The organism is Moorena sp. SIO4A1 (assembly GCF_010672065.1).
GTDB lineage: Bacteria > Cyanobacteriota > Cyanobacteriia > Cyanobacteriales > Coleofasciculaceae > Moorena.
Window position 1 is genome coordinate 307,045 of record NZ_JAAHHX010000012.1, and the last position, 18,404, is coordinate 325,448.

The 18,404-nt window shown below is 43.1% G+C and carries 14 protein-coding genes and 14 tRNA genes; 9 read left to right on the forward strand and 19 right to left on the reverse strand.

Annotation, left to right across the window (positions count from 1 at the left end; translation table 11 throughout):
• Positions 1 to 341 precede the first annotated feature (341 nt).
• The 4 genes from F6K53_RS13605 (at position 342) to F6K53_RS13620 (ending at position 6,114) form a co-directional block, all read left to right on the forward strand.
• Positions 342 to 1,973 (forward strand): ATP-binding protein, encoded by a 1,632-nt coding sequence (locus F6K53_RS13605; protein WP_293081077.1) that lies wholly within the window; start codon positions 342 to 344, stop codon positions 1,971 to 1,973.
• A gap of 134 nt (positions 1,974 to 2,107) precedes the next feature.
• Complete coding sequence (locus tag F6K53_RS13610) at positions 2,108 to 3,724, forward strand: iron uptake porin (RefSeq protein WP_293023554.1); 1,617 nt, start codon at positions 2,108 to 2,110, stop codon at positions 3,722 to 3,724.
• 643 nt (positions 3,725 to 4,367) lie between these two features.
• Positions 4,368 to 4,595: a hypothetical protein gene (locus F6K53_RS13615; protein ID WP_293081080.1), complete on the forward strand. Its 228-nt coding sequence runs from the start codon at positions 4,368 to 4,370 to the stop codon at positions 4,593 to 4,595.
• A gap of 202 nt (positions 4,596 to 4,797) precedes the next feature.
• On the forward strand, positions 4,798 to 6,114 hold the full coding sequence (locus F6K53_RS13620; RefSeq protein WP_364300690.1) for a TMEM143 family protein: 1,317 nt from the start codon (positions 4,798 to 4,800) through the stop codon (positions 6,112 to 6,114).
• 411 nt (positions 6,115 to 6,525) lie between these two features.
• Here F6K53_RS13620 and F6K53_RS13625 read toward each other — a convergent pair whose 3' ends face one another.
• Complete coding sequence (locus F6K53_RS13625) at positions 6,526 to 7,947, reverse strand: GTP-binding protein (RefSeq protein WP_293081083.1); 1,422 nt, start codon at positions 7,945 to 7,947, stop codon at positions 6,526 to 6,528.
• Between the two features lie 249 nt (positions 7,948 to 8,196).
• Here F6K53_RS13625 and F6K53_RS13630 point away from each other — a divergent pair, with 249 nt between their 5' ends.
• Positions 8,197 to 9,207, forward strand: coding sequence for a GAF domain-containing protein (locus tag F6K53_RS13630; protein WP_293064093.1), 1,011 nt, complete (start codon positions 8,197 to 8,199; stop codon positions 9,205 to 9,207).
• Between the two features lie 288 nt (positions 9,208 to 9,495).
• Here F6K53_RS13630 and F6K53_RS13635 read toward each other — a convergent pair whose 3' ends face one another.
• From F6K53_RS13635 to F6K53_RS13720, 18 genes are all read right to left on the reverse strand, one after another.
• Entirely contained in the window at positions 9,496 to 9,915 is a 420-nt protein-coding gene (locus F6K53_RS13635) for a hypothetical protein (protein WP_293041827.1), read from the reverse strand.
• Positions 9,916 to 10,044: 129 nt separating this feature from the next.
• A complete protein-coding gene (locus F6K53_RS13640) occupies positions 10,045 to 10,224 on the reverse strand; it encodes a hypothetical protein (RefSeq protein ID WP_293041825.1) in 180 nt (59 codons plus the stop codon).
• 242 nt (positions 10,225 to 10,466) lie between these two features.
• Positions 10,467 to 10,540 (reverse strand) — tRNA-His (locus F6K53_RS13645).
• Between the two features lie 171 nt (positions 10,541 to 10,711).
• On the reverse strand, positions 10,712 to 11,212 hold the full coding sequence (locus F6K53_RS13650) for an NADAR family protein (RefSeq protein ID WP_293064095.1): 501 nt from the start codon (positions 11,210 to 11,212) through the stop codon (positions 10,712 to 10,714).
• Positions 11,213 to 11,608: 396 nt separating this feature from the next.
• Positions 11,609 to 12,235, reverse strand: coding sequence for a hypothetical protein (locus F6K53_RS13655; RefSeq protein WP_293023567.1), 627 nt, complete (start codon positions 12,233 to 12,235; stop codon positions 11,609 to 11,611).
• Between the two features lie 432 nt (positions 12,236 to 12,667).
• Positions 12,668 to 12,744 (reverse strand) — tRNA-Met (locus F6K53_RS13660).
• A gap of 2 nt (positions 12,745 to 12,746) precedes the next feature.
• Positions 12,747 to 12,820, reverse strand: a tRNA-Leu gene (locus tag F6K53_RS13665).
• Positions 12,821 to 12,906: 86 nt separating this feature from the next.
• A tRNA-Leu gene (locus tag F6K53_RS13670) sits at positions 12,907 to 12,985 on the reverse strand.
• A 3-nt stretch (positions 12,986 to 12,988) separates the two neighbouring features.
• Positions 12,989 to 13,062 (reverse strand) — tRNA-Leu (locus tag F6K53_RS13675).
• 4 nt (positions 13,063 to 13,066) lie between these two features.
• Positions 13,067 to 13,140 (reverse strand) — tRNA-Pro (locus F6K53_RS13680).
• A 1-nt stretch (position 13,141) separates the two neighbouring features.
• Positions 13,142 to 13,218 (reverse strand) — tRNA-Leu (locus F6K53_RS13685).
• A gap of 113 nt (positions 13,219 to 13,331) precedes the next feature.
• Positions 13,332 to 13,404: transfer RNA gene (locus F6K53_RS13690), tRNA-Gln, on the reverse strand.
• A gap of 27 nt (positions 13,405 to 13,431) precedes the next feature.
• A tRNA-Phe gene (locus tag F6K53_RS13695) sits at positions 13,432 to 13,506 on the reverse strand.
• A gap of 31 nt (positions 13,507 to 13,537) precedes the next feature.
• Positions 13,538 to 13,610 (reverse strand) — tRNA-Asn (locus F6K53_RS13700).
• A 4-nt stretch (positions 13,611 to 13,614) separates the two neighbouring features.
• Positions 13,615 to 13,689: transfer RNA gene (locus F6K53_RS13705), tRNA-Glu, on the reverse strand.
• Between the two features lie 8 nt (positions 13,690 to 13,697).
• Positions 13,698 to 13,768: transfer RNA gene (locus F6K53_RS13710), tRNA-Trp, on the reverse strand.
• A 4-nt stretch (positions 13,769 to 13,772) separates the two neighbouring features.
• Positions 13,773 to 13,844 (reverse strand) — tRNA-Ile (locus F6K53_RS13715).
• Between the two features lie 70 nt (positions 13,845 to 13,914).
• Positions 13,915 to 13,988, reverse strand: a tRNA-Asp gene (locus tag F6K53_RS13720).
• A 563-nt stretch (positions 13,989 to 14,551) separates the two neighbouring features.
• Here F6K53_RS13720 and F6K53_RS13725 point away from each other — a divergent pair.
• From F6K53_RS13725 to F6K53_RS13740, 4 genes are all read left to right on the forward strand, one after another.
• Positions 14,552 to 15,295 carry an urease accessory protein UreF gene (locus F6K53_RS13725; RefSeq protein ID WP_293023570.1) on the forward strand — a complete coding sequence of 248 codons (744 nt, stop codon included), beginning with the start codon at positions 14,552 to 14,554 and terminating at the stop codon, positions 15,293 to 15,295.
• A gap of 642 nt (positions 15,296 to 15,937) precedes the next feature.
• Complete coding sequence (locus F6K53_RS13730; RefSeq protein WP_293023573.1) at positions 15,938 to 17,191, forward strand: response regulator; 1,254 nt, start codon at positions 15,938 to 15,940, stop codon at positions 17,189 to 17,191.
• 239 nt (positions 17,192 to 17,430) lie between these two features.
• Complete coding sequence (locus F6K53_RS13735; RefSeq protein ID WP_293023576.1) at positions 17,431 to 17,802, forward strand: response regulator; 372 nt, start codon at positions 17,431 to 17,433, stop codon at positions 17,800 to 17,802.
• A 31-nt stretch (positions 17,803 to 17,833) separates the two neighbouring features.
• Positions 17,834 to 18,394 (forward strand): chemotaxis protein CheW, encoded by a 561-nt coding sequence (locus F6K53_RS13740; RefSeq protein WP_293023578.1) that lies wholly within the window; start codon positions 17,834 to 17,836, stop codon positions 18,392 to 18,394.
• Positions 18,395 to 18,404 lie beyond the last annotated feature (10 nt).

The window sequence follows — 18,404 nt, forward strand, 5'->3', positions numbered from 1 at the left end:
TAACTTCGAAAAAAGCATAGTTTTGCCTAAAAATAGCATGTTGAAGTCATTAGGCATCACCTATTCATGTTTTATTGCTCAACTTATAAACTTACTGTTGTCTTGTAACTCAGTGTACAGATTGACCATAAGGTTGATGTATTAATAAACACGCTTCGGCTCATCGGCTAACATTTGGCGAGATTTAAGCTTTGTCAGGGGAGAATTTCCAAGGATTTCACACTGGATGTCACCCTAACTCAGGGGCATCCAGAATCAGCTGGATCAATCAATTCCTAGCCAGTGCAAGCATTAGGCAGAAAGTTTTTGTTGGGTATGCACTCTCCATTGGTTTGGCAATTTTGGGAACAACGACTGGATTAGGGATTGGCCAGCATTACCAAAAGGCAGCACTGGCTGAACTCACTCGTTCCCAAAAACAAGAACATCTCCTGAAAAATTTACAAATCGCGATTTTAGACTTACGTTCCTATGCCTACTTAGGTGCGCTTGACCTTGGCGAATTAAATTCCCTAAAGGTGCGCGTTCGGGTCGCACCTCCTGTTGCTGTTCCCATGGAAGACCTACAGCTGGTTCAAGAGAAAATTGACCAAGCTCAGCAACTGCTGTTGGAAGCGGAAGAGTTTGTCACAGAGTTTGATACCTGTTCTCATACGAATACCAATCAGTTACTGGATTTAGTGAAGACCAACAGGATCATTATTGATGCCTACAAGACTCTGATTCAATCCCTGTTGTCGGAAATAGAGTCTGGAAACTTACCCTTAGGTGCGCTTAAACTTGCCCAAAGGCAACTGTTGGAACAGAACAATCCTGAATTAACCACTGCCCTAGAAAGCTTTTTTGAGAAGTCAGACCAGCTGATTAGAGCAGCTCAAGTCAAACAGACGCAAGCCTTGAGTGCCCTCAAGCGTGCTGAGCAGTGCTGCTTTGGGATCATCTACAGCAGTATGATCGCCTCAGTTGCGATCGCAATCCTATTAGCTATTCATACCAGTAATGCGATCGCACAGCGACTCAAAAGCCTGACTGAGATCACCGAACAGGTCAAACAGGAGTCTAACTTCACCCTGCAAGCACCAGTCACGACCCGAGATGAAGTGGGTGTCTTAGCGACTTCTCTCAATCAGCTGATTCACGGTATGGCTGACTACACCCACGAACTCCAGCAAACGGAAATCCAGCTGATTCAAAACGAAAAAATGTCCAGTTTGGGTACTATGGTGGCTGGTATTGCCCATGAAATGAACAATCCGATCAACTTTATCTACGGCAATCTGTTCTTTGCCAGTGATTATATTGAGGATTTACTCTCTCTGGTGGAACTCTATCAGCAGTATTATCCCAACCCTGACCCAGAGATTCAAAATCAGCTAGAAGAGATTGATCTGGAATTTTTGGCCCAAGACTTGCCTAAAATCATCGCTTCCATGAAAGGGGGAGCTGAGCGCATTCGTGAAATTGTGCTTTCGATGAGGAATTTTTCCCGATTGGATGAAGCCAAGATCAAACCGGTTAACATCCATGAAGGAATTGACAATACCCTCGTTCTGCTCAGCAACCGTCTCAAGCCAGGGATTGAGGTGATCAAGCAGTATGGGGATTTACCTTTGGTGGATTGCTACCCAGCTCAACTGAATCAGGTATTTATGAGTATCTTGGAAAATGCCCTTGATGCTATAGAACACAAGAGTGTCGAATCTTGCCCATCCCCAGTCTTCACCATTCGGATTCAAACTGAGCTAGTTGACCAAAACTGGGTAGTTATCCGAATCGCTGACAATGGCCCTGGGATTGCCGCAGCAATTAAAGACCGGATCTTTGACCCATTTTTCACTACCAAAGACCCAGGTAAGGGAACTGGCTTGGGACTGGCCATTAGCTACCAAATTATTACCCACCATCGGGGGAAAATTGAGGTGGCTTCAGAACCAGCTCAGGGAGCCGAGTTTGTCATTAGTTTGCCAATATAGTTGTGCCTAGGTGCTGACAGAGTACTGTCACGAGTCAACTATATAAGTAATATTTTGTATCAAAGACTACAAACACCTGGTCAGAGCTTTGTTACTTTCATCCATTAGACTGATGACAGGTGTGAGTGAGAACAATGAATAAACAATTACGCTCGATGTTACTGATGAGTCCATTGATGTTGGTATCCCAATGGGCAGCATCTGAGGTTGCGATCGCACAAGAGGTTTCAGAAATCATTGATTCAGTAAACCGGTCGCAAATGCCTGCACAATCAAAGCAGGTGTCGGTTGATAAACTCATCAAACAGAGTAAACAAGAGTCAGCTTCCATGGGTCAAGTCACCAGTGTTTCCCAACTGCGTGATGTATCTCCTGGAGACTGGGCTTATGAAGCACTACGCAGTTTGGTAGAGCGCTACGGTTGTATTGCAGGATACCCCAATCGCACGTTTCGTGGGAATCGGGCAACAACCCGGTATGAATTTGCCGCTGGTTTAAATGCTTGCTTGAACCAAATTGAGCGTTTAATTGCTGCGTCTACCGCTGATTTTATCACTCGTGAAGACTTAGAAACCCTGCAACGGCTGATTCAGGAGTTTGAATCAGAATTGGCTACTCTCGGTGCACGAGTCGATAACTTAGAAGGACGGGTGGCATTTTTAGAAGACCATCAGTTTTCTACCACCACCAAGCTAGAAGGGGAAGTGGTCTTCTCTATTGCCAACGCCTTTGGTGAAGACAGTGACAACCAAGTCGTGTTCCAAGACCGGGTACGTTTAGCGTTTGTCTCCAGTTTCACCGGTAAAGATGCGCTCTACACCCGTCTGGATGCCGGTAATGCAGCTACCTTTGATGGCACAGACCAAGGTGCCTTTACTTACAGCTTTGACAGCGGCAACGATCTGGGTATTGGTTGGCTAGCCTACTACTTCCCGATTGGGGATAATATTGATGTTTATCTGCCAGCTGCGTTTCCCCTTTGGCAAGATTTCGTCCCCACCATCAGCCCCTACCTGGATGACTTCACTGGTGCTAGTGGTGTTCTTTCCAGCTATGCTGAATCTAGCCCCATCTATAAAATTGGTTTAGGCGCAGGTGGTGGACTAGGCATCAACTTTAGCCTCGCCGATGCGGTAGTATTGAGTGCAGGTTACTTTGGTGGCAATTCCTTTGACCCCTCTGAAGGTCAGGGTTTATTCAATGGTGAGTTTTCTGCCTTAGGTCAGCTGACATTTTCCCCTAGCGACAGCTTCCAGTTAGCCTTCACCTACGTTCGTGCCTACTTCAATGACTTTGATGATGGCAACGCTATCTTTGATACAGGTGTCGGAACTGAAAACGCCAGGGCACCCTTTGGTGATGGAGCAGATGTCACTGCCAACACTAACTCCTACGGCGTAGAAGCCTCTTTTCGATTCTCTCCCAATTTAGTAATTAATGCCTATGGTGGCTACACCGATGCTGAACAAGCTTCTGGTGGCAATGGTGATGCTGAGATTTGGTACTACGGTCTAGGACTAGCATTACCAGACTTTGGCAAAGAAGGTAACTTACTTGGTATAATCGCTGGTTCTGAGCCTTATGTTGGTGGTGATGATGATACCGCCATTCATGTTGAAGGCTTCTACAAGTATCAGGTAAATGATAATATCTCGATTACTCCCGGATTAATCTGGATTGCTGCTCCATTTGGAGACAGTGATAACGAGGATGTCGTGATTGGTGCTTTGAGAACTACATTCAAATTCTAAGACCTAATCCCAAGTCCGGTTAATTACTTATAATACGGTAGAGCTCATGGCTGTGACTTTAAAATTGAAAATTGACAATTAAAAATTGAAAATTGTTAACTTTAAAGTCACGAAAAGCCAAAAATTATAAGAACTTAACCGGGCTCGGGATCAGCACATTATTGAGAGGTTTTAAGATTTTTTTCAGTTTGTTTAAGGTTGTTTAAGCCGCTTCAGCTAGCTAAAGATTTTCGCTATTGTGTGGATGAAATCGATTACTACTCCAGTCCCCCAGATATGTGGATAGCATTGCTGACGCTAGTAATGATTTAGAAATTGCTGTCAAAGCTTTATCTTATCGAATTATTTATTATTAATTTGCTTCAATTATTGTGACTAATAAGGGAGTGAGCGCTCACTGTCTAAGAAATTGCGATCGCTTCAAAGTCCTCTATGCAGAATCTTGGTCATTTGTCAATCAATACCGGGTATTAAGCTTTTTTAAGATTTTTGTTGTTGCTGTTTAAGCTGCTTACCCTTGGTTCTACTATAAATGAATCACTTAAATCCAGATATCCTTTTCACCCTAATCCCCACCAAGCCGACTTGGCTGGTGTAGCCATCCCTGATCATGCTTAGGGGAAAAGGATAAGTTCGTAGCAACATGATCACAATAAAAAAACCGAGCCAGCAATTAATGTTGGATCAACTTAACAAAAGTCAACGAATTACCGATATCAATTCTGACATAACTTCCCAATCGAAAAGCTGGAAACAGCTCAGCTGGTTAGATCATAAGCTAACCCAGACTAACCTGGTCTGGCGGTTGTGGGTTATTTTGATGATAGTAGTTACTCATCGCTTAAGCAATCCTAGACAATTCCAATCCTAAGGCTGAACAACTTTTCGGAAGCTTCTAGCCTAGACCACTGATTTAAAAAAATATCAATTTTAGTCCTGGCGAGTTGTTACCTTTCCAGGATTGGCTGGTAACTCTATAACTATAGCTCCAGTCGATTTGTTAGTTAACCGGTGCTCATGCTCTAACCAACATAATTTTATTAATGTGAACTATACAGCAGTTTAGTGGCACAATGATGGCTATATATCAAGACCGGGAAGCCTTTATCCCTTACCGTCGAACCGATCTGATCGAACTTTGTCTTCAAGATGGAAAACTTGACCCTACCAACTCCCAGAAGTTTCGGGATTTTTGTGAAATTCTGTCAGCCTATTATCATTTTCAGTTCCATCAAACCCTGGAGAATTTAAAGGATAACTTTGCTCCTTTTAATCCTGATGCTGATACCAAGTCGATCAAGGAATTGACTCCAAATCAGAAGAGTCAGATGGAAACTAAATTGATATCGACATTAACAACTCTCCTGAAAAGTGCCAATTACTTTCCCTTACCGAAAAATCTCCTACAACAGGCTGTGTCAGAACACTCCTTGATTGAACTAAAGACTGATATAGATTTTGATGACTTTGAGGACATGGTTTGCTATGGTAGAGGAGATAAATCTAAAATTTATTTTTTGAAAAAACTTTTAAAGCCAAGTGAACAAAAAATTGAAATCTATGAACGAGTAGTTTTATTGATTAAATTTAAAGATAAAAATTATTTTGAATCAAAAAAATCAAAAAAACTCAAAACTCAAAACTTTGTACCCGGTAAAATGTATGTTTATCTCTATGGCAATATTCCCAAATTTGATCTAGAATTCTTATTTCCAAATGTTAAAATAGGAATGACCTGGAAAGACCGCCTATTATTTGGTTTACCTGCCATTGGAGCTGCCATTCCTCTTTTGGTCAAAGTTCTTCCCCAACTTATCTTTATCTTGGGGATAATTTTGTTCGCTATGGGAGTGGAAAGCTTCAGAATTGACCAGGAAAAATCCCATGATATTATGGCTGTACTGCTCACTACTTTATCTGTGGTGATCGCCTTCGGGGGATTTGCCTTTAAGCAGTACAAAAGTTATCAAAATAAGCAGATTAAATTTCAAAAAAGTGTTACCGAGACCCTTTTATTCAAAAATTTAGCCATTAATGCTGGTGTGTTTAAGTCTTTGATTGATGACGCTGAAGAGGAAGAATGTAAGGAGATTATTCTAGTTTATTATCACTTATTAACTAGTCAAAAGCTGCTTAACACTAAAGAGTTGGATGACCAAATTGAAGCATGGATGGATGATAAATTTGACACCAAAATTGACTTTGATATCAATAATTGCCTGCGTAACCTGGAAGAGATACAGGGCAAAATTGATAAGGATAACCTAGAACAAGGGACTAGATGTCCAATCCCTCTGCTGACCTATGATCACCAAGGTCGTTGTCAAGTGTTACCTCTACAGGAGGCTAAAACCTTGATCGATTATGTTTGGGATAATGCATTTGGTTAACCATTTTTAGTCTCCTCTAAGATTAATGGTTCATGGTTCATGGCAACTGTACTAATGAACCATGGAAAATGAATCATGGATAATGAAGCAGCCCACAACCCCCATAATCAGTTTGGAACACCAACCGATGGTCTAGCTCAACACATAGACAAGTTTCACGTCTGAAGGTGCCACATTGGCAGGCTGCTGACTGTCTGGTTGTGTTAGGTTTGCAATTAGGTGAAGCAATAAAGTGAGCATGGCGGCTTGAATTAGTCTTTTGAACATGAGTGTTCTCCTGAATCCCGATTGGCTGGCAGTAATTTTTCTCTCTTGAATATCTACACATGCCCAATCTACGACTCCGGTAAAAAACTTGCCAGGTGTAAAATTTAGGTAAAATTAGGGAAAAGGTTAAGGAATTAAGTTTTATCACTCTCCTAGCTGTCTTTCCAATTCTTGCCGCAGACGAAAAACAATAGTGTCTGGCTCCACCCGGTCTAGAATTTCTTTAATGACGGTACTTGCTCCTAGTGGTCCGAAAGAGCAACCTTGTTCGAGATAAACCTGTGCCGCTTGACCAACAGCATAAGCCCCATAACCCGCAATTCCAGCTTGGGTAATTGCTGCCCCAGCAAAGGCACCCAAGCCACTCGGACCGATAACTACTGATGCACTCTTACCTACACCAAAAAGCACACTGGTACCCAGTTCACCTAGCAGTAAGCCTCCAGAACTGATCAAAATCTTTTGCCATAGCTTACCTGCTTCATAGCTAGTCATGGGTAGACCATACAGCCGCGCTAGAGAACGAATCATCACCAAGTCAGTCACAGTACCCCCTAAAACATCTAAAATTCCAATCGGATTGAGGGCGACTGCTAGTGCTTTGTACTTGGCAAACTGCCAGATTAAGTCTTCTGCTTCCGTTTTGTGTAACTCAATGGCTTTTTTGCCAATAGTATTCTGAGCATTGCGGGCTTGAAATAGAGCGTTGAGGGCTAAAAGTGATCGCCCTTCTCGGTTAAGTAGACTGAAAATTTTCTGTTTAAGCTGATCCACATTCGGAGGTGGAGTTTCCCATTCATAAGTCACTCTACCATCAGGCCACTCTACCCGTACTTCCATAGAAGCTGGTTCTGCTGCCACTAGGACAATCTCATCCGCTGACAACATCTTTTGTAAACGCCGATCCTTGGGACTACCGGTACCCAGTTGTTGCAACTGTTGATAAATTGCCTCCCGGTCTTGTTCTGGATAGAGGTCAATTTTGTTAAATACCAAGATTAGAGGCTTTTGGCTTTGCCGCAGTTCACAAAGAGCTTGATATTCAGTGCGAGTGATATCACCAGCCACCACAAATAAAATTAAATCGGCTTGGGATACCACCTCCCGCGCCATCTGCGCCTTGACTTCCCCATGGATTTCGTCCAATCCTGGCGTATCAATCAACTCCAAGAGGACTTCACTGTCGGACCTAGGTGTCCACTGTACTGACTTCGGCCATTGAGTGACACCGTGAATCGGACCAGTTTTAAGAATTTTTTGTCCCACCAAAGCATTAATTACCGCTGACTTACCACGACTAACCAAACCAAAAGCGGCAATGCGAATCAATCCTTGGTCAAGTTTGTCTAGGCTAGACTGCAAAACCTCTAATTCAGTTTGCAGCAAGGCTTGCATTTCCACATCAGCAGGATTCCCCTGGGAGCTATGAAAATTGCTGTACCAGGACAAGGCTTGCTGTAAACTGGCACGAGTGCGGTTGAAAAGATTTTTCTGCTGGTTATTGGTGCCATAGGATGTCTGATTACCAGCAGCTGGTTTAGATTGGGAAGAGCGAGGATAACTCAAGGTTAAATAGGGAAAGACGAGTTACAGTTACTATTTTGACCTAACCGTTGATGAGAAAATACCCATTATCCGATCGCAATTACCTGATACCAAGTTGCAGTCAAAGAATAAACAAAAAGGAATTGGGAAGAGCGGAAAATTCCCCCAAGTCCTCCTGATCCCATAGGTAAATTAAACGTCAGAAACGCAACTTGCTATAAGCCTGTAGACTAATGTGGGATTGGCGCAGGCTGATTGATGGAGGTAACTATGAGTGATCTGAATAAATCTAAACAACAGCTGATTCAGGAATTGAAAGCACTGCGCCGACAAGTGGATCAACTTAAAGCTACACGAATTGTCTTCAGTGCTCAACATCAGCTATTTAAAACCTATGGCACCATAATGCAAACAGCCTCTGGCTCCCTGATGCTTAGAGCTTTGTTACAAGATATACTCCACGTTGCTGGTCGCCTCACTAAGGCAGAGGAGAGTAGCCTGTTTTTACTCAATACTGATGGTGTGGTCACTGAGAGTATTCTAGCTCGCGGTGCAACCCTCCCACGATATAAAAAGCAGATCATTGGTCAGGTTCTAGACCAAGGTTTAGCTGGTTGGGTTAGCCGCCATCGCCAAGTTGGGGTGATCACGGACACTATGGATGATCAGCGCTGGCTTACCTTACCTGATCAGCCCTATCAAGTACGCTCAGTATTAGCTGTACCTATTCTCAGGGGCAAGAGGTTATTAGGCATTATCACCCTAATGCATTCCCAGCCGGGACACTTTGGTGCTAAATCTGCCCGTTTAATGGAAATGACTGCTGAGTCCATGGCTTTGATCGTAGAGAATGCTCAACTCCACAGTCAACAACAACAGCTAGGACAACAGTCTCCTCAGAACTATCAAGTTTTATCCCCACCCAATCAGCTCACTGATAGTTCAGATAATTTTTCTTCCCTGGGAATTTACATAATTTATAGTAAAGGGAATTTTCTCTATGTTAATCCCAAAATGGCAGAAATTTTTGGCTATTCCTTTGGTGAACTGATTTCTCGGCAATCTTTACTACAAGTGGTGGCAGAAGACAAGCGTAAATTTGTGGATGAGCGAATAACTCATTGTCTTCAGGGTCAGGGTAAAAATCTCTACTTTACCTTTCCTGGTCAGTGTAAAGATGGCAGCAAGATTGACGTAGAAATTTATGGATCCCGAACTAAATTATACGGTAAGTTAGTTATCATTGGAGCTTTGCGAATACTTAATAATTTAAGGGGTTAGGCTCTATTTTATCAGCTATAGTGTGTTGGATAGACTGATACTATTGCCGTGATTTATAATCACCGCCAGGTTTTAAAAATTAGGTTCTTCAGTACCTGCTATGCGCTCATTTCAAGTTAAAAAACTCATAAAGCTTACTATACAAAGGTTTTGATGCTATTTAATTAACAAAATTTTCTAAATACTGTCTCTTTCCACTGCTCCCTGCTCCCTGCTCCCTGCTCCCTTTGCCAAAGTGTTAATTTAGCATAACAAGTACGGAAGAGCCAAAAATTATTGATAGTGTGTCTAATTCTTCGATAGTTTACGGCTGATTCGCTTAATATTTCTGGAACGGCTAGCAATGGTTGCTGTACCTTTACCGATTTGTACAAATACTTTACCAGAGAAAAGATTACTGAGGGCTGGGCGTTGGTAAACTACAAACTCATCTAGCTTTGATGTTTCCTCAAACCCCATCTCGGTCAGAGCATCCTGGAGAGCAGCGCTAAAAACTTTCTTACTCTTGAATTCTAGGGATACTGTAACGGTTCGATTGAAGTAGGTACCTAATAAACCACCGATTAAGCCAAAAATTACACCGACACTATAGGGCATCCCTGTCACCAGACTTAGCCTCAAAACTTGCGATGAAAAGACAGTGGTAATTAGGGTTGTGCAGGTGAAGTAGTACAAAAATGTTATTAATAAACCAGGACCAAGCTGCATAGAAATTTCCTTTGATATTATAACTATACATTTGCCATCAGTTTAAGACATTTTGAATCTGTTTCAACTGTTTTTTCCTTTAGCGATCGCGCTCTGCTGCCCATCTCTATCTTCCCAGAGAGGTAAATCTCAGTCTCTATCCAGGGATGGATGATAAAATTCTTGGGGTAGTAGTAGGAGTAACATACCTTCGTCTAGCTGATCAAATGCTTCACAGGGGTTGATCAGGTTAGCGTTCGCGTAGCGTGGCCATAGGCCAATCGCTTTTAGCGGAAGCTTTGCTTCATCGCGTGTAGAAGGGAAATCCACCAGGGAGGTACTGCCCCTCCTACCACTGCGTTATCAGCACAGTGCCTCGCTTTTCGGCTTCTGGTGGTTAGAGGAAGATGGAGGACTCGAACCCCTACAACATCGCTGCCATACCACGGTTTTCAAGACCGATTGCCGTCCACTCGGCGGCATCTTCCTTAAGGTGCGCTTTCCGTGATGGCGAACGCGCCCCGCGTGACCTACGGTCAAGGGATTGCTCGCCATCACGGGTCGCACCTAAGGGTGTCTGACGGGACTTGAACCCGTTATGACTGGTTCCACAAACCAGCGCCGCGACCACTTTGGCTTCAGACACCACGTTGTTTAAAACAATACAAATTCCTAATTATTTAGTCCTAATTACAGCGTTTTTCATAATGATGAGGTATACAGGTTTTTTTCCCTGTTCCCTGTTCCCTGTTCCCTGTTCCCTGTTCCCTGCTCCCTGCTCCCTGCTCCCTTTTTCTATCAATCCTCTGTTCACAACTCAAAGAAAAATGCTATCGTTAGCATCAAGTTGCTTGTCACGCAATATTGCTCTGACTGTCATTAAAATCTCTCCCAGTTTATTTTTCCCACTACCATCAGCACCACAACCCCAGTAATAATCTATGGGTGAATTCTCAACAATTACCTGATCACCTGTAGCAAGTAGTAACTGGCGAAGATCACCATGGGTTTCAAATTTTTGTAACACTCCTCGCTGCATAATCTCATCTTTGACTTTTTCCCAATCATCACGAAGAGGATGAGAGCGATTGGCCGTAGGCCACGCTACGCGAACGCGTCCCATTTTTGCTGCTTCCTTTGGTGTTTTTGCCTCACGGATTTTGTCATACCAAGAGGAATCAGTGGTCACAAATTTTTGGGCTTGGAAGAAATGCTCACTAGTCACCCACCACAATTTATCTAGCTCAAAGCCATGTCGGGAGAAGTTGGAAAAACAACCATAGGGTTTTTGGCGAGTACCGTAAAAATAGATTGTCATAATCGTGGCGTTGCTGAATTAAGGAATGAATGCGCGATCATTTGGTTTTATTAAAGCCCCCTAAATCCCCCAATTCTGGGGGACTTTGATAGTTTTGTTACCCCCAGAATTGGGGGGCTAGGGGGGCAAAACCATACGCATAATCAGCAACGCCATAATCGTTGCTGAATAATGAGAATGCTGACCACTCAGCCAGGTGGAAACCTCAAGGTTTTATGGAACCTACAACCATAGTCCCTGGATTTTATCGATGGTTGACCTTTATGGTTTGAAGGTTGATCAGCTAAGGTTTGATGATTGAGGTTTAAGGGTTAACCGTTAACCTTTGACCTTTAAATTTAGAAAGAAAAAACCATAAATTTAGAGATTTTCGAGTGACCAACACGTCTCACCATTTTAATCGGGAATTTCGATCATTGTCCTGGCATTGCTGATCGAGAGTACTCGATCAACTGTTGACTTGAACTGTTCAATAAAGGTTTGTCGTCTCTCAAGTTCTTCAGCCAGGTTAGTGGGATCGAGTAGTTCAACCCCTTCTCTAGCTAGAAAGCTATCTGCCAAGGATTGATACTTCTGTGAACCAACGGATGCATTCTGTCCTAGCACTTCCAGAGCTAGTTTATCAAGTCTTTCTTTGACTCGTGCTTGTGCCATCTTATAGTGATTCAGGGTTTTAGTATATGCTGACTGCATAGTACCGATAACTGCTTCATAATACCTGATAAACATCTTCATCTCAATGGCTTCTGCCACAGTCATCTCTTGGTCAGCAACCGTAACCATTGTAGAAGCATTGGATAAGACAATTACTCTCTTGATCGTCCGTCGTCTGGCAATCAGAGCATCCACTTTTTGCAAAGCCGCTTTAGCTTTTATCTCATAATCTTCTCGTGATTTGAAGCCTGTTGGCACTTGACCGACTTCAACCACAGAAATTAAGGTGTTGTTGTCCAAAGCTGCTCTGGCTGAGTCAATGCGCTTTTCCAGCAAGGTCAACTCTGCTAGAGCATCTGTGACAGTCATAGTTGTCATTTTACCCTCCTTATCTCTTCATTGGTATCTCCTAGCTAATCACTTGTAAACCCTGCTGTTATTTAACTTATTAGGTAAACATAGTATTTATATAAAAAGGGAACAGGGAACAGGGAACAGGGAACAGGGAACAGTAGTAAAGAGCTCTTTTTTTTAAATTATGAACAATTAGCAAGATTGTTCAGGTTCTATTGATAACTATTAAAATCAGGTAAATCGTTACTTTTTATTGGTTGTTTGTTACTTGAAAAATTTAAATTTACGAACTCCTTTAAATGATAAGTATTCAAGCAGAGATGATAAGCTGATGTGCATTTAAATTGGTTATTCCCCGTTCCCTATTCCCTGATCCGAAGTTCCCTTTGAACAATTTAGGTATCCCAATCTAAATGCTGAACAGCTTATGACATCATGCCTGCAAATTGGTGGCAGGGGTGAGAATTGCACTCACTGATTTCCAGGGTATGAACCTGGCGAGCCTACTCTTGCTCCATCCCTGCGATACCCCTGACTGGATTTGAACCAGCAACACCTAGGTTCTAAGCCTAGAGCCTCTGCCAATTGGGCTACAGGGGTTTGGATCCGAGGGGCAGAATTTGCGCTTATGACCAATTGACTGTTGGTCAACTGGACTAAACCAAACTGCGCCACATCTGGATAATTGGTACTCCCGACAGGATTTGAACCTGTAAAAAAACTAGAATCTCGGTCTAGTGCGTCTACCAATTCCGCCACGGGAGCGTATACCCCTGGCAGGATTTGAACCTGCAAAACACTCGTTCTGGGGGAGTGATGTCTACCAATTGCATCACAGGGGTAAAGTCGGGGTGACAGGATTTGAACCTGCGACATCTTGCTCCCAAAGCAAGCGCGCTACCAAACTGCGCTACACCCCGTTGGTACTCCTGGTGGGAGTCGAACCCACAACTGACCGTTTTTAAAACGGTCGCCTCTGCCAATTGGGCTACAGGAGCATATTTGATACCAAGTTGCTATCAAAATTGATTTGGGTTAAAGGTTAAAGGTTAAAGGTTGAAGGTTAACCTTCAACCAGTTAACCTTCAACCGGTTAACCTTCAACAATAGAATGCCGGAGTTGGACTCGAACCAACTTCTCCGTGATTCAGAGTCACGGCGACTTGCCAATCGTCCATCCGGCATTTAGCACTTGCAATAGCAAGTGACAGTCCCCCAAGGTCGGCATCGAACCGACGACCTCTCGCTTTTCAGGCGAGCGCTCTACCCAACTGAGCTACCGGGGGATACAAAGGATAAAAATGAAACCCCTCCTGACTGCCCTGGCAGGGATCGAACCCGCGACCATCGAGTTAACAGCTCGCTGCTCTTCCAACTGAGCTACAGGGCATTCATCGTGCCGACGGGGATCGAACCCGCAATCACCTGCTTGAAAGGCAGGTGGCTTAACCAAATTTGCCTACGGCACGGCAAATAGCGCGGAGACTGAGATTTGAACTCAGATCAACGGTTTTGGAGACCGTCATGTTGCCAGTTACACCATCTCCGTAGGTCGCAGCGGCGGGACTCGAACCCGCACTCTCCTGGTTATGAGCCAGGTGCTCTACCTTTGAGCTACGCTGCTAGGTCACTAATTGGAGTCACTGATTGGAGCAGGATTTGCACCTGCAACCGATAAAAGCGACTGCAAAGAGCGAGGCTGACGGGAATCGAACCCGCGACTTCCTGTTCGACAGACAGGCGCTCTGACCATCTGAGCTACAGCCCCAGGACTTGAACAGTTTATCCGTTCGACTTTAGATAAATCTCTGGGTTTACTCTGTGGGGAATCAACCCAAGGGTCCATCCCCACGTGATGAGCAAACACAGTTATATCCAAACATGAATCAAAAGGTATGTTACATATTTAGTTGTCAAGGTTCCGTGTAAGCTTTTGGATTCGAGCTTTTTGACTCTTTCCTCTGCGCTATGTTTTTATGCTACAACAATACTACAAGCGGTGTCAAGGGTTTGGGCAAACTTTTTTTGGAAATTTTTAGGAGTTATGTGGATAGCCCCAGAAAACAATATATGTAGTGTTTTTATATAAAACTAAACACTATATGTATATTTAGGGGGGGTAAGTCCTAATTGCCAGAGGGGCAAGGGATGGTTTAACGGATGTAATGGATGACAGGATCGAGCAGATCTCGATCAGGAGAAACTTGTTAATAAGTTGTTCCTAGTCCCCCTTCCCCCTCTTCGGTCTCTTCTTCAATCCTCAAAGAGCGTGGGATGCCGATTAGGTATGATGTACAGACAGTGCACTATGGCAATGAATAACAAGCAAGAATGCATTTAGATCCCCTAGTCCCTAATTCTTTGTTGAATCTTTTGCAACTGGCTAGTCCCGTACTACCAGTGGGTGCTTACGGCTATTCTGAGGGTTTGGAAACATTAGTTGATATTGGTGTGATTCACAACCAGGCTACTCTGGACCAGTGGCTAGAGCATCAACTGCGCTATGGAGCCATTCGATTAGAAGCTTATGTTATAGTCCGAGCTTACGAAAGTTATGGCAAAGGGGATTTAGAGGGTTTGAACTACTGGAATGCTTGGGTAAGTGCTGCTAAGGAAACTTCTGAATTGCGATCGCAAAGTTGGCAGATGGGTAACTCGTTGATACGGTTACTGCTCGATTTGCACCCATCCACTGAAACTATTGTCCAGACGACCGATGTAACCTCTCAAGAAAATCTAATCTCTCTACACGATGTAGCATCAGCTGTGGGTCAACCCTGTAATTATGCGATCGCGTTTGGGATTGGGGCTGCTCACTGGCAGATTGACATTACAGCTACAGTCTTAGGTTACTTACATAGCTGGGCATCTAATGTCATCGGTGCTGGGGTCAAATTGATTCCCCTTGGTCAAACCGTTGGTCAACAGCTACTGCTAGCACTCAACCATAGACTTACTCTGACAACCGAAGATGTTTTAACTTTGGCGGATGAAAAATTAAGTAGTTGTGGCTGGGGATTAGCCCTGGCAAGTATGGCTCACGAAACTCAGTACACACGATTATTTCGCAGTTAATTCTTTTGAAAATAAATAATCCTTTTTTTAAAGACTTAATAAAGTTAGCTAGATTTTGTTGCTGATGTTACTGAGAGATGCTAGATTTTCTAGTTAGCAAAGTATACTACGACAATTAGCGTATCTTAAGACTTATATCCTAGTTATGATTAAGGCAGAATAAATAAAGTTAAGTTTAATTAATTTTATTTAAAAAACAACCTTAATGAAGCTAAAATTTATCAAGGTCAGCTACTAATTTACCTTCAGTTTGGCTAACAGAGTTTTGCTTATGGTTAGTGAAACTCGATAATGGTGCATCTCCACAACCCTGGCTTGACTTGTCTGCTAACATTACCAGTTTGGTGCATTTCTACAAAACCAGGACTTAGGCAAAACTGGGCGACAAACCATATAATTTGTTACAAATAGAGTTGCTGCGTAAGTTCTGAAAACTATACACAATATCAGGATTCACAATATTATAATTCACAATATTACCTATTAGGTTTCTAGGGTTGTAGGGATTAATTAAAACAGTAAATATTGACAACATCGGTGCTAATATAGGTGCTATAAAAATAGTAATATTACTTGTTAAAGATTAATTTTTAATTGTTAGTTAATAGTTACTAATTTTGCTATATATCAATAGAGACACCAATGACTACTCACAAAGTATTGACCACCGACAAACTGGCACAACAGATTCAAGCTTGCGCAAAGGCGCAATTGACTGGTCGGTTGGAGATTGAAGATCCCCAAGGTCAGCAGTGGACTCTTTTTTTCCACTTCGGTCGTTTGAGTGGCGGTGCTAGTAAAATGCATCCCATTCGTCGTTGGTGTCGGCAGTTGTCTGTACACTGCCCAGAACTATCAGCTGATCCTGTGTGTCAGGGGTCACCGGCTCAGCCGGTGTATTGGGATTACAAATCTCTAGCAGAACTAGTCAGAGAGGGGAAAGTACCGCTCAGACAGATGAGGTCAGTTGTTGCTGGCAACTGTACGGAAATACTCTTCGATATCATCCAACGGCAGGAACAACTCCGCTGTGGTTCATCAGAGCAACTAACTTACAGGCAGATTCCTCAAGACACTATTGATTCAACATCTGATTCAACCTTTGATTCAACCTTTGATTCAAGGTTGGTAGTAATTCGAGCTTCACAGATTTGGCAACAGGCAATGCTTGCTTGGGAGCCTTGGCAAGAGGCTGGTTTGGTAGATATTTCCCCTTCTTTGGCTCCGGTGATCTGGGATGCTGACAAATTGCGACAGCAGACCTCATTACTGGCCTACCACAACCTGACTACCTTAGTGGATGGCGATCGCACTTTGAGGGATTTAGCTTTGACGTTGAAACAGAATCTTTTGGCTCTGGCCCAATCAATCATGCCCTACATCCGAGTACAGGTGATGGGTCTGATCGAGGTTGGGGACTGGCGCTGTGATACTCACTTTACTAAAGCCACTAACCCAATGCCAGAAAATGCTCGAAGGTTTGGAGGACCAGTTCAGACATTACCAGCTAGTCCCTTGGTAGTTTATATCGAAGACAGCCACATCGATCGGCTGACCATGAGTCAAATTCTTGCCAATGCTGGTTATCGATTTATCAATGTTCAAGACCCTATCAAAGCCTTGCCGACCTTGCTAAAGCACAAACCACAGCTGATCTTCTTGGATTTGGTGATGCCGGTTTTAAACGGCTATGAAGTCTGTGCACAAATTCGTCGGGTTTCGGTGTTTCAAGACACGCCAGTGATTATGGTCACCAGTAATGACGGAATTGTAGACCGAGTGCGGGCCAAGATGGTCGGTTCTACAGACTTTTTAGCAAAGCCTATTACTCGGTCAAAGGTATTGACAATTCTCCAGAGGCATCTCGGGGTTAGTCGTAATATCCTGTCCAGTTGACTACTTACTTTAATACTTTAGTAAAGGGAACAGGGAGTAGGGAGTAGGTAACTTTCTATAAAAACTTATCACAATTAATTTACTATACCTACTATACCTATTCAATTAATTGAATTATTGTTATTTTATTTTTAAGCTTATAAATTCAAAGTTATGGTAATTAGTTTAAACTAAAAAAAATGATTAACACTAAAAAACAAAAGAATTGTAATTAACATCATCAATAAGCAAAAAAAAATATGACTACAGTCCTTTTGGTTGAAGATAGTTTGACGGAAAATGAGATTCTAAGTTGTTACCTCAGAGAAGCTGGTCTCAACGTAGTTAGTGTCACCAGTAGTGAGGATGCCCAGATTAAACTCCAGTCCCAGAAACCAGATTTAGTGATTGTCGATGTGATTTTGCCAGGACAAAGCGGGTTTGAACTGTGCCGGGAACTCAAAACTAATTCCAACACCCAAATCATTCCAGTTGTGATTTGCTCAACTAAAGGAACTGATGCCGACAAACTCTGGGGTTCAATGCTGGGAGCTGATGCCTATTTACCTAAACCGATAAAGCAGCAAGAACTAATACAAACAATCCAGCAATTGTTAGGCATTAGGCATTAGGCATTAAGTATTAGGTATTAGGTATTAGGTAATGTTAAACTCCCTTGACCCAGTGGTAACACAAACCAATCTTGACCTACTGAACTTAGATCCACTAACCCCAGAAACCCGAGTGCGGTTGCTGCGTTTTCCTCTTGGAAAAGATGACAGTGTTCTGTTGCCCCTAGAGCAGATTACAGAAATTATCAGGGTGAATGTGCCGGAGGTTCTGCTGGTGCCGGAAATGCCCAGTTGCATTTTGGGAATTGGTAATTGGCGTTCAGAAATGCTCTGGTTGGTAGACCTAAACCAGCTGGTTGGCTATCCACCTCTGTCGAAGCTTGGGCAAGTTTCGGTATCTCCTGTGGCAATAGTAGTTCAGGTCAATGACCAGTCTTTGGGTCTGGTGGTATCCCATGTTAATGATATTGAGTTACATGAATTGGAGCAACTCCAGCCACCGACTCCTGGTTTATTTCCTCCTAAGCTATTGCCTTTTCTCCTGGGGTACCTACCTGGGGATGGCGGTGCAGTTTTGGATGTCATGGCTATTACTCAATGTCCCCTATGGCAGACACATCAACGAGGGGACTCTTGGGGAGGAGAGTCTTGAGGTTTTTCGA